Source organism: Sphingorhabdus sp. (assembly GCF_040079335.1).
Taxonomy (GTDB): domain Bacteria; phylum Pseudomonadota; class Alphaproteobacteria; order Sphingomonadales; family Sphingomonadaceae; genus Sphingorhabdus_B.
The window spans coordinates 23,588-37,059 of sequence record NZ_JBEBKL010000008.1 but is presented as its reverse complement, the minus strand read 5'-3'; the positions used below and the strand labels follow the sequence as shown (position 1 = coordinate 37,059).

Annotated in this window: 10 protein-coding genes and 1 pseudogene; 6 read left to right on the top strand and 5 right to left on the bottom strand. The window is 58.6% G+C overall.

Annotation, left to right across the window (positions count from 1 at the left end; translation table 11 throughout):
* The first annotated feature begins 69 nt into the window (after positions 1 to 69).
* Entirely contained in the window at positions 70 to 2,358 is a 2,289-nt protein-coding gene (locus tag ABL922_RS04175) for a UvrD-helicase domain-containing protein (protein ID WP_349022948.1), read from the top strand.
* A gap of 55 nt (positions 2,359 to 2,413) precedes the next feature.
* Here the strand turns inward: ABL922_RS04175 and ABL922_RS04170 are convergent.
* A pseudogene (locus tag ABL922_RS04170) lies at positions 2,414 to 2,557 on the bottom strand (GcrA family cell cycle regulator); the annotation flags it as partial.
* A gap of 1,558 nt (positions 2,558 to 4,115) precedes the next feature.
* Between ABL922_RS04170 and ABL922_RS04165 the strand changes: the two are divergent.
* Complete coding sequence (locus tag ABL922_RS04165; protein WP_349022947.1) at positions 4,116 to 4,457, top strand: DUF559 domain-containing protein; 342 nt, start codon at positions 4,116 to 4,118, stop codon at positions 4,455 to 4,457.
* 154 nt (positions 4,458 to 4,611) lie between these two features.
* Here the strand turns inward: ABL922_RS04165 and ABL922_RS04160 are convergent, their stop codons facing one another.
* The gene (locus tag ABL922_RS04160; protein WP_349022946.1) at positions 4,612 to 5,073 is read right to left on the bottom strand and encodes a hypothetical protein; all 462 of its coding nucleotides are present in this window, start codon (positions 5,071 to 5,073) and stop codon (positions 4,612 to 4,614) included.
* Between the two features lie 192 nt (positions 5,074 to 5,265).
* Between ABL922_RS04160 and ABL922_RS04155 the strand changes: the two genes are divergently transcribed.
* Together ABL922_RS04155 and ABL922_RS04150 are read left to right on the top strand one after the other, a co-directional pair.
* Positions 5,266 to 5,925 carry a PilZ domain-containing protein gene (locus ABL922_RS04155; protein WP_349022945.1) on the top strand — a complete coding sequence of 220 codons (660 nt, stop codon included), beginning with the start codon at positions 5,266 to 5,268 and terminating at the stop codon, positions 5,923 to 5,925.
* 263 nt (positions 5,926 to 6,188) lie between these two features.
* Positions 6,189 to 7,130, top strand: a complete 942-nt coding sequence (locus ABL922_RS04150; protein ID WP_349022944.1) for a DUF4349 domain-containing protein — start codon at positions 6,189 to 6,191, stop codon at positions 7,128 to 7,130.
* 163 nt (positions 7,131 to 7,293) lie between these two features.
* Here ABL922_RS04150 and ABL922_RS04145 read toward each other — a convergent pair whose 3' ends face one another.
* Complete coding sequence (locus tag ABL922_RS04145; RefSeq protein WP_349022943.1) at positions 7,294 to 9,207, bottom strand: DUF885 domain-containing protein; 1,914 nt, start codon at positions 9,205 to 9,207, stop codon at positions 7,294 to 7,296.
* Between ABL922_RS04145 and ABL922_RS04140 the strand changes: the two genes are divergently transcribed.
* Both ABL922_RS04140 and cysK read left to right on the top strand, forming a co-directional pair.
* Positions 9,206 to 10,534 (top strand): MFS transporter, encoded by a 1,329-nt coding sequence (locus ABL922_RS04140; protein WP_349022942.1) that lies wholly within the window; start codon positions 9,206 to 9,208, stop codon positions 10,532 to 10,534. The genes ABL922_RS04145 and ABL922_RS04140 overlap by 2 nt on opposite strands.
* Positions 10,531 to 11,451 carry a cysteine synthase A gene (gene cysK / locus ABL922_RS04135; protein WP_349022941.1) on the top strand — a complete coding sequence of 307 codons (921 nt, stop codon included), beginning with the start codon at positions 10,531 to 10,533 and terminating at the stop codon, positions 11,449 to 11,451. The genes ABL922_RS04140 and cysK overlap by 4 nt, the downstream gene beginning before the upstream one ends.
* A gap of 69 nt (positions 11,452 to 11,520) precedes the next feature.
* Here the strand turns inward: cysK and ABL922_RS04130 are convergent, their stop codons facing one another.
* Positions 11,521 to 11,817: a hypothetical protein gene (locus ABL922_RS04130; RefSeq protein ID WP_349022940.1), complete on the bottom strand. Its 297-nt coding sequence runs from the start codon at positions 11,815 to 11,817 to the stop codon at positions 11,521 to 11,523.
* Between the two features lie 142 nt (positions 11,818 to 11,959).
* A complete protein-coding gene (locus ABL922_RS04125) occupies positions 11,960 to 13,471 on the bottom strand; it encodes a phospholipase D-like domain-containing protein (protein WP_349022939.1) in 1,512 nt (503 codons plus the stop codon).
* Between the last annotated feature and the right edge of the window lies 1 nt (position 13,472).

Below are 13,472 nucleotides of genomic sequence, written 5' to 3'. Positions count from 1 at the left end.
TCGCCCGCGCGCAAAGGAAAGCGGAAAAGTGCATTGCCCCCGCCGCCCATGTTCCCTAATCGTTCGCGCGTGACTCACAACGCCCCTGCCCCGCAATATCCCTGGCTCGACGGCCTGAACCCGCCGCAGCGAGAGGCTGTGCTGACCACGCAAGGCCCGGTGCTGGTGCTGGCAGGGGCGGGCACGGGCAAGACCGCCGCGCTCACCGCGCGGCTCGCGCATATCATTGCGGAGCGGCTGGCTTGGCCGTCCGAAATCCTCGCCGTTACCTTTACGAACAAGGCGGCGCGCGAGATGAAGGAGCGGATGGGCCGGATGATCGGCGATGCGGTGGAAGGCATGCCATGGCTCGGCACCTTCCACTCGACCGGCGCGAAGATGCTGCGGCGGCATGCCGAACTGCTCGGCTTAAAAAGCAACTTCACCATCATCGACACCGACGACCAGATAAGGCTGCTCAAACAGCTTATCGAGGCCGCCAATCTTGATGAAAAGCGCTGGCCCGCGCGGCAACTGGCGGGCTTTATCGATCGCTGGAAGAATAAGGGGCTAACCCCCGCCGATCTCGATGCCGGCGAGAGCGCGCTCTATGCCGAAGGCAAAGGTCAGGCGATGTACACCGTCTATCAGGCGCGCCTGCGCGAACTCAACGCCTGCGATTTTGGCGACCTGTTGCTGCACAATTTGACGCTTCTCAAAAACCACCGCGATGTGCTTGAGGAGTATCAGGAGAAGTTCAAATATATCCTCGTCGACGAATATCAGGATACCAACGCTGTCCAATATCTCTGGCTGCGGCTGCTCGCGCAGAAGCGCAAGAATATCGCCTGTGTCGGCGATGATGACCAGTCGATCTACAGCTGGCGCGGGGCGGAGGTCGCCAACATATTGCGCTTTGAAAAGGATTTTCCCGGCGCAAAAATCATCCGGCTTGAACAGAATTACCGCTCCACCCCGCACATCCTCGCCGCCGCCTCGGGCCTGATTTCGGCCAACAGCGGTCGGTTGGGCAAGACGTTGTGGACCGATCTCGACAGCGGTGAAAAGGTGCGCATCTTGGGCGTGTGGGATGGCCCCGAAGAGGCGCGCCGCATCGGCGACGAGATAGAGGCGCTGCAATATAAAAAGGTCTCACTGAACGATATCGCGATCCTCGTTCGCGCGCAGTTCCAGACGCGCGAATTTGAAGACCGCTTCATTCAGATCGGCCTCAACTACAAGATTATCGGCGGCTTCCGCTTTTACGAACGCGCCGAAATCCGCGACGCGATCGCTTACTTACGCGTCATCAACCAGCCGGCCGACGACCTGGCCTTTGAACGCATCGTCAACACGCCGAAACGCGGCATAGGCGACAAGGCGGTCGAGAAAATCCATCGCGTCGCCCGCGCCGAACGCGCACCCTTAAGCGTCGCCGCCGCGCGCATAATTGGTACCGACGAACTGACCGGCAAGGCGCGTAAATCCTTATCCGATCTCGTGATAGACATTGCGCGCTGGCGCGATAGCGCCACCACCCTGCCCCCGTCCGCATTGACCGAACTGGTGCTGGAAGACAGCGGCTATACCGCGATGCTGCAGGCCGAACGCAGCGTCGAGGCATCGGGACGGCTCGAAAACCTCAAGGAACTCGTCCGCGCGATGGAGGAATATGAATCGCTCGGCGATTTCCTCGAACATGTCAGCCTTGTAATGGATAATGACGCCAATGCGCAGGACGAGGCCGTCACCATCATGACAATCCACGCCGCCAAGGGGCTGGAATATAATCATGTTTTCTGCGTGGGCTGGGAAGATGGCGTCTTCCCGTCGCAACGCGCGATGGACGAAGGTGGCCTCGCCAGCGTCGAGGAAGAACGCCGCCTCGCCTATGTCGCGATCACCCGAGCGCGCGAAAAATGCACCATCACCCATGCCGCAAACCGGCGGATTTACGGCCAATGGACCAGCAGCATCCCCAGCCGCTTCATTGACGAATTGCCCGCCGAGCATATCGAGAATGAGCAGACGATGACCGGCGGAGCATCGCTATGGCGCGCCAACTGGTCCGAACGCGCCGACCCCTTTGCGCATCTGGCGGCGGCCAACGCGACAAGGGCCGGCCAACGCGGCCCCGGATGGCAACGCGCGGCGACCAGCGGCGGGTTCAACCCGGTGCCGTCCCGCGTGCAGGAGGCGAACAAACCAGCGGTGGGTCTGGGCGCCCAAGGCCGCACCGACCTCGCTATCGGCATGCGCGTGTTTCACGAGAAATTTGGCTATGGCCTGATCGAGGATATCGAGGGCAACAAGCTGGAGATTGAATTTGAGCAGGCCGGGCGGAAGCGGGTGATGGATAGTTTTGTTACGGTGGGGTGAGTTACTAACTCTAATTGAAGTCCTCGTCTCCGAGAAGCTCTCGGCTGCTCAGTGGCTTCAGCCCTAACCTATGCGCTTTGCCAAGCACAGCGTTACGACTTACACCGCCGAGTGCTTTGGCAATTTCAGACGCGGTCTTTCCTGCATTCCACAATGATCGCAAAGTCTCGATACGATCATCGGTCCAACCCGAGCCGATAGGTGCTGATCGGTGAGCGATGCGATCTCGTGTGAACGATATTGCCCGATGCATCGATTCCATCATCAGTTCGGCATCCATGTAACGGTCTTTCGATCTGAATCCAATTTCACGCATCATGGGGTGATGAAAAGTCAAATGTAGCGCATGATCCAACCGCTGAAGCGATTCCAAGGCTTCACCATTCTCCGACATCTGCCGATACGCATCAAGCGCGAGTTCATAAAGCCAAGGAAATTCGTCTTTGAACTGGCTCGCAACAATCAACAGCCCGATCCCGTCTGGCAGCTCTTTGTCAAAATCTCGCGAAAGTTCATAAAAGACTTTGCTTGAAAGACGTTTTCTATTCCGAATAGCCGGAGAATATTCTGGATCAAAGCGTCTCTCAATGCGGCTGGGAAGGTCCTGAAACATCACCTTCACTTCTTCAAAAAGCTTGGCCACTGAAGCTTCTTCACTGTCCTGTTCTTGAGGTATAGCCCCGTCGCTGGCCTTCAATAAAGGCTCAATCTTACTCTTGAAGGCCGCAACCTGTGTTTTAACGACATCGCGATCTGGCTCTGCGTTCGGAATTCGACTTACGAGCTGCATCACCAACTGTGTAAGCGAGTCATCTGTGTCGTCGCTGTTTTGAAACTGAGCGAATGGACCAGAGCTAGCGGCTTGCAGTGCGATACCGAGGGCAACGCCATGAACCGGCGTTTCCAGCTTTCCTTTTGCGACACCTGCTTCGTAGAGAATCCAAGGCCGGTTCACACTATTTGGCGTGAGGAGGCAAACCACATCTGAAGCCAATTCAAGCTTCTTCATGATCTCTGGATACCACTCTACACCGAACTCGATACCCTGATTTCCTTTTTTATCGGATGACCTGAATGATTTAAGTACTCCTGCACTGACACTTTTCAGCAATGCGCTGAATGCCTCCGCTATTCCAGCGTCGCGCGTGTCATGGCTAATGAAAATAAGTGACTTCCCAGGGATTGATGAATCGCCATTGTTTGACGGCGTGTCGTTTTCTTCAGACTTCACTTTGCTGCCCCTTGTGGTCAATGAAACTCTCGATGCGCTTTGTGATAACCCAAATCTGAATTCTTACAAATAGAGCATTTCATGAAACGATGAACAGGTGCGGCCCATCGCGTTTCTCCGCTTAAACCGACAATCGAGATAGGCACCAGCCTGCGCTGGTGCGGCGGGGTGGGTTGGTTTTGCTAACATATGTTGGCGCCAGACTCCCCCTCTCCTAGCCTCTCCCCTAAAGGGGAGAGGGACATCTTTGTGCGGCAGGCCTCCGCGTGTCCCCCCCTCTCTCCTTTAGGGGAGAGGTGTGAGACTTAGGTCTGCGCAGCAGGCCTTAGTCGCAGCGGAGAGGGGCTGCGGCGGTTAGGTTTGCTCCACCCTTCTCCCTCTCAACGGCGCCTAACTGCTTTCAGCAGTAAGGCTTGTATCTCTCCCCTGAAGGGGAGAGATGACATCGCTTAACCTCCCCCTCTCCACTTCGTCTAATTGCTTTCAGCAATAAGACTTCGTACCTCTCCCCTAAAGGAGAGAGGGATTGCGCAGCCAGAAACTGATCGGTCGGGCAAAGCAGATGCGGCGGGAGGCTACACCGCCGGAGCGCAAGCTATGGGCGTATCTGAAGGCAGACCAGTTGGGCGGAGCGAAGTTTCGCAGGCAGGTGGTGATTGGGCCGTATATCGCCGACTTTGCCTGTCGTGCGCCGGTGATGCTGGTGGTCGAAATTGATGGTGATACACATGGCGCGCAGGGAGCCTATGATGCCGAACGGACGCGGTTTCTGGAACGCAAAGGCTATCACGTGCTGCGATTTTCCAATCGGGACGTGATGCAGGATATCGAGAGCGTGCTTGCGACGATTGCGGCCTCTCTCCGATAGGGGAGAGGTGCGAGACTTGGCGGCTTGCCGCCTAGTCGCAGCGGAGAGGGGCTGGACGGTGAGGTTGTGCTACCCTTCCCCCTCTCAACTGCGCCTAACTGCTTTCAGCAGTAAGGCTTGTATCTCTCCCCTGAAGGGGAGAGATGGGTTCGCATCAGCCAACCGTCGGCAATTCCCCCAGTATATGCCCCGGCATCGCCCGGTCCCAGCCTTCGCGCGCCTCTATGATCAGCACTTTCAACCGCTCGCCATGCCGTCGCCACGCAGCATCCGCCTCTGCGCTCCACGCTGCGCCTGCGGCGTCGCCGATGCAGTCGATGGTCAGGTCGATCCAGCTTTCATATTCGACCCAGGGCAAGCGGCCATAGCTGCGGTGGGTGAAGGCGAGTTCGGCGACGAGGGGCCAGACCCAATTCTCCTCCCCCTTGGCGAGGCCCAGCATCATCTCTAGCGTCTCGTCGGTCATCCGGCGCGAAGAGGCATCGGTGTTGATAAAGGTTGCGCGCCGTTCGGGCCATGCCGCGAACCAGCGCGCGAATAGCGGGTGGCGCAGTTCCACGCCCGCATCGGCGACCGCGATCAGGCTGACTTCCATCAATTCTGCGTCGCTTGGCACGCCTCTCTCCCCGATACGGTTTACCCGCCTCACCGACTGTTAAGCATTCAAACTACCCATTTACAACGGAAAGCGCCCCGCATTCACTGCCGCGGGCAGTTTGCTGTTAGCCAAGGTGATTGATGAATTTTACAATAAGCAGGCCGTTACCGCAAAAACAGGCATTTCAGTCTATTGGAGTTCGGTCGCAATATGGAATTTGACAGCGGTTCAGCGTTCAAAAACGGCTTTGCGGCGGAGTCTGACGACTTCGTCTATATGCCTGCGCCGGACCGGCGCGACGAAGAACGGCAGCTGTCGGTAAGGCTGACCGCAAAGATTATCGCCGCTGGGCGCGAACTGCCATGCCGCGTGCACAATATTTCGTCGGGCGGCGCAAATATCGAAACCCTGGCCAAATTGACGACCGAAGATCGGATACGGATCGAATTCCGCTCCAACCTCTCGCTCGCCGGGAAAGTGCGTTGGCAGAATGGCGGGTTTGCGGGCATCGAGTTCACCGAACCGGCCGATGTCGACGCGGTGCTGAAAAAATCCGGCATCTCGATCGCGCGGATCAAGCCGCGCTTGCCGCGCTATGGCTGCAATGTGCCTGCCAAGCTGGTCACCGAGCAACAGACCATTGAATGCGAAGCGATCGACATTTCGACCAATGGCGTCAGGCTGAGCAAAATCAAGCAGCTGAAACCCGGTGAAAGCTATACGCTCGTCATTGCTGGCCTTTCGCGACGAAAGGTTTCGATGGTCTGGAGCCGCGACAAGCAGGCGGGGATCAAATTCCTCAATCCCTTGCGCTTTGACGAGTTTGAAAACTGGATTGCGTGGAACCAGGGCGAGACGGTTCCGCAATAGCTTCCGATAGATGGCGCGTCATCGAGTCGCAGTGGTACGTTGCAGCTTATGTTAAGCCCGCCCCGGCCCACGACAGACTTGGCCGGAAATGTCGCAAATGTTTTTCTCAACTGAATTGCTAGAGTTTCTGCGGACTTCAGCAAGTCCATCCCGCGCATAAGCTCAGCCCCGAACAAGGCAGCGTCGACAAAGGCTTGCAATCAGCAATGTAATAACATCTCATCGAGTCGGCGGTGCGTTGCCGCTGTCTTGGGAGAGAAATCATGAAACGCCATGTGTTCGTCCTCGCTACCCCGTTAATTGCTACAACAATGATCCTCGCCGGATGTCAGGGCGCGGAAGAAACCAAATCGCGCGAAGCCATGTCCACCATGGATGTTCGCGAAGAAGCGCCGATGGCCGAAATGGACGCATCCGAGCCGATGTCCGCCGATGCCGTCGCTGGCCCCAATGTCCGCGTCAGTGCGGCACCGGGGGTGGCGTTCAACTATCGCTATGCCTTCCGCGTGCCCGACGCAAAGATCGCAGCGGTGCAGGAGGAGCATGCCGCCGCGTGCGAAACACTGGGCCTGTCACGCTGCCGCATCACCGGCATGCGTTATTCATTGATCGACGAGGATGAGGTGAATGCGTCGCTTGCCTTCAAGCTCGACCCGTCAATCGCGCGCAAATTTGGCAAGGATGCCATCGCCTCGGTCGAAAAGGCCAAGGGGATATTGGTCGACAGCCAGATCCAGGGCGTCGATGTCGGCAGCGGAATCTCGGCCTCACAACGCCGCAGTTCAGACCTGCAGGCCGAACTCACCCGCATCGAAACGCGGCTGAAAGCAGGCGGCATGGGCGACCGGGAGCGCACCGAATTGCAGGAGCAGGCACAACGCATCCGTGAACAGCTGGACGGCGAACGGGACACGCGGCGGTCTGGCGAGGAGCAGTTGGCGACCACGCCGATGGAATTCAGTTATTCGGGCGGCGAAGGCATCCCCGGCTTTGGCAGCGGCAATCCCTTTGCCGGGGCGTGGGGAACCGCGATCGCCAGCTTTGTGACGATGGCGAGTTTCCTGCTGTTGCTGATCGGTGGCGGGCTGCCCTGGGTGCTGCTTGGCGCGCTGGTCGTGTGGCTGTTGCGCAGCCCTCTCGGTGCTGGTCTGCGCCGCTGGTGGGGCAAGAACACGCCTTTGAGTGATGAGCCCGTAAAGGAGTGAGCCATGTCTCTCCCCTTCAGGGGAGAGACCGCGAGACTTGGCAGCTTGCTGCCTAGTCGCGGCAGAGAGGGGTAGCGCCCAGCCTCCCGCTCTCCACTTCGCCTAAGCGCTTTCAGCGCCAAGGCTACATACCTCTCCCCTGATGGGGAGAGGATTAATTGCATCAAAAGACCGCCTTGGCTTCCTCTTCCTTCAGCATCGCCGCGCGCACCATCGGGATGGGCGGGCCGCCATAGGAGAGGAATTCGTCGTGGAACGCCTTCCATTTCTTGCGGTCGCCCTTGGTCCAGTCATCGCGCAGCTTGCGGATCATCAGCTTGCCCATCGTGTAATTGAGATAGGCCGGATCATAAGTCCCACGCGCCGCCTGCTGCTTGCTGTTGCCGGCATCCTGATAGCATTCGGTTTTGAACAGCTGTTCGGACTGCGCAACCGTCATCCCGCGCGCGTGCAGGCCGATGGCAGACAGGTAACGGCAATTGCGCAACAATGCGTTTGACAGCTGACCGACCTTCATCTCGGCAGCTTCCTCTGGCGAAGCGGTGGTGTCGCCCAGCCCCGCATCCATCATCATTTCCTCGGTATAATGCGCCCAGCCTTCGGCAAAGGCATAGCCGACGAACAGCTTGCCAAAGATCGACTTAGACCGGTTCGAGTGGAGGAAGTTGAGGAAGTGGCCCGGCCAGACCTCGTGCACCGAAGTACCGAGCAGATCATACTTTCCGGGGACGAAACCGTCCTGCGTCGCCTGATCCCAAGTCGGATCGGGGGGCGAGATATAATAGACCGACGGCAGGCCTTTCTCATAGGGCCCGGGGATGTCGATATAGGCGCTGTTCTGCCGGTTATAGGGCGGAGATTCCTCGACCTGCGCTTCCTCGGTGCCGGGGATCGAAACGATGTCCTTGTCGATCAGGAACTTGCGGAGCGGCGGCAACTGGCGACGCGCTTCGGCGACGGGGCCGTCTGGCGACTTGTTCATGCCCATCTTGGTCATGCAATCCTGCATCGACGCACCCGGCGCATAAATACTGCATGCCTTGGCCAGCGCATCCTGATTAGCCTTCAGATCGGCGCGACCGATTGCCTCCAGCTCATCGAGCGCAACATTTACGCCTTCGGTCTTCAAGACCATCTTGGCGAACTTGTCCGCGCCCAGCGCATAACCGCCATCACTTCCCGGCTGCGATCCGACATAGCCTGCCAGATCCTTCATCGCTGCGGCTGCTTTTGCTGCGGCCTCGTCAAACTGCTTTTGCAGCTCGGCATCCTTCACCTCCGCAAAGGCTTTTTTGGCGTCACCGGTATAATAGTCGGCAAAGCCACCAAAACCGGCAGTGCCGATTTTCACATAGGTGGCAGGTAGCGGTAGCTTCAGGTTCGCCTTGATCTGCTCCGCCGCCTTAGGGACGTTATTGGCATATTTGATAAACGCCTTCATCCGCGTTTCGGCATCGGCATAGGGCCGCGCGATATAGACATTGGGGTCGAGCACACCGACATAGGCCGACGGATTTTTGTGCAGCATATCGGCATCTTCAAGGAAGAAGAGTTCGCCTTCCATTGCATGCACCAGATAGTCGCGCTCGAATTTTTGCGCGTCGGTCAGTTTCGATGCGTCGATCGCCTTGGCGTCGGCAATCGCTTTCTTGCGATACTCAACCGCCGCCTTGATGCCCTCGGGCGACCAATCGGGAAGTTGGCCATCAAATTCATGCTTGCCCTGATAGACGGCAAAAGTCGGATTGACCTTGAAATAGCCTTCAAGAAATGTTTCGACAAAGCCGCCCCATGCGCTGCCATCATTGGCAGTCAGCTCCGCAGTGTCACCATCGACTTTCTTGCAGCCGCCGGTCAGGGCCATTGCGGCCAGCGATACGGCCAAGGCCGCCTGTTTCAATCTCATGCTGTAACTCCCCGAATAGATATGATGCAGCGATGCTGCACCTGTTTGCGATCCAGTTCCAGCGCGAATTCGATGAGCGACATGGAGCGCCATGCAAAGCGCAACTTTAGCGTCGCCAAGCACAGCACGATTGCCATGCCCGACCGAAGCCGATAGGCGACGAACGAGCATGTCGTCCGCGCCGCATCCTTTCAGCATACCCGACTATCGCCGCTATTGGCTGGCGCGTTTCATGGCAGTGATCGCCACCATGTCGATGGTCGTGGTCATCGCGTGGCAGGTCTATGATGTGGCCCGCACCGATTATGGCATGTCCCCCAAAGCAGCCGCGTTTCAACTCGGATTACTCGGGCTATTCCAGTTCATTCCACTGGCTTTGCTGACGCCTGTGGCGGGCTGGGCAGCGGACCGTTTCGAACGTCGGCGGGTCGCGATTTTCGCCAATATTGTCGATGCAGGGGTTGCACTTGGGCTTGGCCTTTTGACCTATCATGATGCGCTGACCTTGCCTTTGCTGTTCGTGCTCGCAGCTTTCCACGGCGTGGCACGCGTCTTCGTAGGCCCTGCCATGTCGGCAATTGCGCCCAACATCGTCCCGCCGGAATCGCTCCCTCGCGCCATCGCTTTGGGTTCTATCGCATGGCAAAGTGCATCGGTGATCGGCCCTGCAGTCGGCGGCTTGATGTACGCACAAAATGCTTCCGGCTCTTATTGGATGACGGTTGCACTGCTTATCCTGTCGAGCATTTCAATCGCGACTGTGCGTCCCGTTTTCCCGCCGCCAATGACGGAGAAAAAGCATCCTGTGCGGATGATGGTTGAGGGGATGAAATATACCTTCTCCGAGCGGTTTTTGCTGGGCGCGATCACGCTCGATCTGTTCGCCGTTTTATTGGCTGGCGCGACGGCGCTACTCCCTGTTTATGCGCGCGACATATTGCACGTCGGCCCGGATGGTTTGGGTCTGCTTCGTGCCGCGCCTGCTTTTGGCGCTGTGATAGTTGCCATTTATCTGTCATTTTGGCCATTGAAGCATAATGTCGGCGCCAAGATGCTTTGGGCGGTGGTGGTGTTCGGCATAACTACTATCGGCTTTGGCTATTCGCACATCATCGGCCAATACCTGTTCGGTGATGCCAAGATCGACAGGCTTGATATGGGCGCATCCATGGCGGTAGCGTTGTCGATGCTCGCCATATTGGGGGCGGCTGACATGCTCTCGGTCTATGTGCGCGGTTCGCTGGTTCAGCTCAACACCCCCGATGCGATGCGCGGACGGGTGAGTTCGGTGTCGGGACTCGCCATTTCAGCCTCCAACGAATTGGGCGAACTGCAATCGGGCTTTGCGGCTGCGCTGCTCGGCCCGGTCGGAGCAGTTGTATTCGGTGGCGCCGGGGCTATTGTTATCACAGGAATCTGGGCAAAGCTGTTCCCCGAACTCAAAAACGCCCGGACGTTTGAGCCGCAATTTCGTGAAGTAAAGGAGCCCAAAGCATGAAGGCCAATTCCATCCTCGAAACAATCGGCAACAGCGCGCATATCCGCCTCCAGCGGATGTTCGGCGACGCCGAAGTCTGGGTAAAATCGGAACGGTCGAACCCCGGTGGATCGATCAAGGACCGTATTGGGCTTGCCATGATCGAGGCGGCAGAAAAGGATGGCAGCCTGAAACCGGGCGGAACGATTATCGAGCCGACCAGCGGCAATACCGGCGTCGGCCTTGCGATGGTGGCAGCAGTCAAGGGCTACAAGCTGGTGCTTGTGATGCCCGAAAGCATGTCGATCGAGCGTCGTCGCCTGATGCTGGCCTATGGCGCGACCTTTGACCTGACGCCGCGCGAAAAGGGTATGAAAGGTGCGATTGAGCGCGCAATCGAACTGGTCGAAGGCACCCCCAATAGCTGGATGCCGCAGCAGTTTGAAAATCCGGCCAATGTCGACGTCCATGTGCGCACGACCGGCCCTGAAATCCTCGCCGATTTCAAGGACAGCCCGATTGATGTGCTGATTACCGGCGTGGGAACGGGCGGCCATATCACCGGCTGTGCCAAATTTCTGAAAGAGGCGTGGCCCAATCTGAAGGTCTATGCCGTCGAACCGACGCTGTCTCCGGTGATCAGCGGCGGTCAGCCGGGGCCGCACCCGATCCAGGGCATTGGCGCGGGCTTCATGCCAGCCAACTTGCACACCCAATTGATCGACGGGGTCATTCAGGTCGACCCCGAAGACGCCAAGGAAATGGCGCGCCGTGCAGCGCGTGAGGAAGGCATGCTGGTTGGTATTTCTTCGGGCGCGACGCTCGCCGCGATTGCACAGAAGCTCAAGGAACTGCCCGCAGGTACCCGTGTGCTTGGTTTCAACTATGATACCGGCGAACGCTATCTTTCGGTTCCCGATTTCCTGCCGGTTGAATGAAATGTACCGGGGCGGATCGCTCCGCCCCGGCTCCGGCCCGACCTGAAGCGACCCGCGGGCCGAAACAGGTCAACGTTCGGCGTCAGGCTTTCCATCGCCGTCATTGTCGAACTGGTCAGGCTTGGCATCGCCATTGGTGTCCCACGCGTCGGCCTTTCCATCGCCGTCGCGGTCCCACGCGTCCATTTTGCCATCGCCATTGCTGTCGAGCGTAGGCGGCGAGACGGGTGCTTCGGCGCTGGTCGCCGGTTTTACGGGTTTTGCAGGCTCGGCTGCGTGGACTGTTCCAAAGGCAAAAGGCAGAATAAGCGCCAGTGCGGCGGCCCATAGGATGGGATTTTGCGACCATTTCCGGGTTATCGACATCGGTTGCTCCTTGATTGCACAACCCCCTGTCGATTGGGACTTTTCGACCATTGCCGCGTGTTGACCAGCAGCAAGCGCCGAGAGGAGCCGCGAAAGGGCTTAACCGCTCGTCGCACTCACATTGTCGTCCCGCTGATGCGGTTCACCGATCCGACGTCCGCCTGCGGGCCAGCCTCTTGGCGATACGTGCCCTGCCTTCGCGCCATCGTTTGCGCAATCCGCGCTGCTGCAACGGTTCTAGAAAGCCCTCTGCATGCTCAGGATCGAGCAGTTCATTCTCGGCGATCAGCTTGTCGAGCGGCCCCGGCTTTTCAAGGTCGAGCAGTTCGAGCGTCTTGCCCGCCCCACGCAGCGCCTCGACGGTGTCGACCAGCGAGCCGCATTTCGCAAATGTTTCGGCGACGACATGCTCCTCGACGCCGAGATGCTCCGCCATCAACCGTGTTCGCAGTGCAGATATCGCCTTTTCCGCACCCTTGTTCGCCGGCAGCGCACAATCGAGCACCATGTCGCATTCGCTATCAAGCCCCAGCGAGCGGTTGTTGAGATTTGCAGAGCCGATCCGCAAGATCCGGTCGTCGACAATCATCAGCTTGGCATGGACGTAAATGTCGGAACAGCCCTTGGTGACGGGCACATAGATGCGGAAGCGATCGCCCTTGTCGACCTTGCCAATGGCCCGCGCCAGTTGCACCCGCGCTGCATCCATCGCTTTCTGTTCGAGCCAACCCTCCGCCGAGCGAGGCATGACTACGACAATGTCAGGCGGATTGGCTTCCCCCATGCGTGTGGCGATGGCGGCGGCAATCTTGGCCGAGGTCAGATACTGGTTTTCGACATAGATGAACTCCTGGGCCGCCGCGATCATATCGAGATAGAGCGTCTCAATCTCCCGCACCTCCTCTACGTCGCCATAGGGAGCACGGGTGCGGGCGATGGCCAGGTCGACATTTTCGAACAGCACCGGCACGTCGTCCGGCCATTGTGGCTCGATCGACTGGACCGGCGGCAACTTCTTGCCCCCCGCAATATCCCAGCGATCGCGCGCCAGTTCGCCCAACGCCCCGGCAATTTCGCCGTCCATCAGCATCGTAATGTCATGCCAGGGCGCTTGCGGCTTGCCATTGGGCAGCAGGCGTTTGGGGTCGTCGTCGAGATGTTCCGGAGTGTCCCATCGGCCCGAGGCCAGATCGATGCCGCCACAGACGGCAAGGCAATCGTCGACGACGACAATCTTTTGGTGATGGCTGCATCCTGCAGGGTGCGCGCCGTCAAATTTGAACTCGATCGCCCGCGTCGCCGCCCAGCGCGCCAGCGTCCATGCGCTGGCGGGGATCAGGAATTGCTTGAGCGCACCGAACCGCCATTTCAGGATGGCGATGCGGCGGCGCGGGTTACGACGCGCCAGCCGCAGGAAGAATCCGGACAACCGCGCCCGCCTGCTCCGGTCACCGGGTTCAAGCGATATGCGCGAGTCAAAATCCCAGCCGATGAACAGCAGCAGGTTCTGCGCCTCTTCGCACAATTCGCGGACATAGTGGAAATAGTCGGCGGCATCGACCACCACCGACACCCGGCCCGCACGGGCAATCCGCCAGCAGTTACGCCCCTCTTCGACGACGGGTTTCGCTGCGGCGGATGCCTTTGCGGCCATA

What these genes read in the sequence shown, in the direction of transcription:
- ABL922_RS04155 (WP_349022945.1), top strand. Translation starts at nt 5,266, where the DNA reads ATGGAATTTGACAGCGGTTCAGCGTTCAAAAACGGCTTTGCGGCGGAG.
- ABL922_RS04150 (WP_349022944.1), top strand. Translation starts at nt 6,189, where the DNA reads ATGAAACGCCATGTGTTCGTCCTCGCTACCCCGTTAATTGCTACAACA.
- ABL922_RS04140 (WP_349022942.1), top strand. Translation starts at nt 9,206, where the DNA reads ATGTCGTCCGCGCCGCATCCTTTCAGCATACCCGACTATCGCCGCTAT.
- ABL922_RS04145 (WP_349022943.1), bottom strand. Translation starts at nt 9,207, where the DNA reads ATGCTCGTTCGTCGCCTATCGGCTTCGGTCGGGCATGGCAATCGTGCT.
- cysK (WP_349022941.1), top strand. Translation starts at nt 10,531, where the DNA reads ATGAAGGCCAATTCCATCCTCGAAACAATCGGCAACAGCGCGCATATC.
- ABL922_RS04130 (WP_349022940.1), bottom strand. Translation starts at nt 11,817, where the DNA reads ATGTCGATAACCCGGAAATGGTCGCAAAATCCCATCCTATGGGCCGCC.
- ABL922_RS04125 (WP_349022939.1), bottom strand. Translation starts at nt 13,471, where the DNA reads ATGGCCGCAAAGGCATCCGCCGCAGCGAAACCCGTCGTCGAAGAGGGG.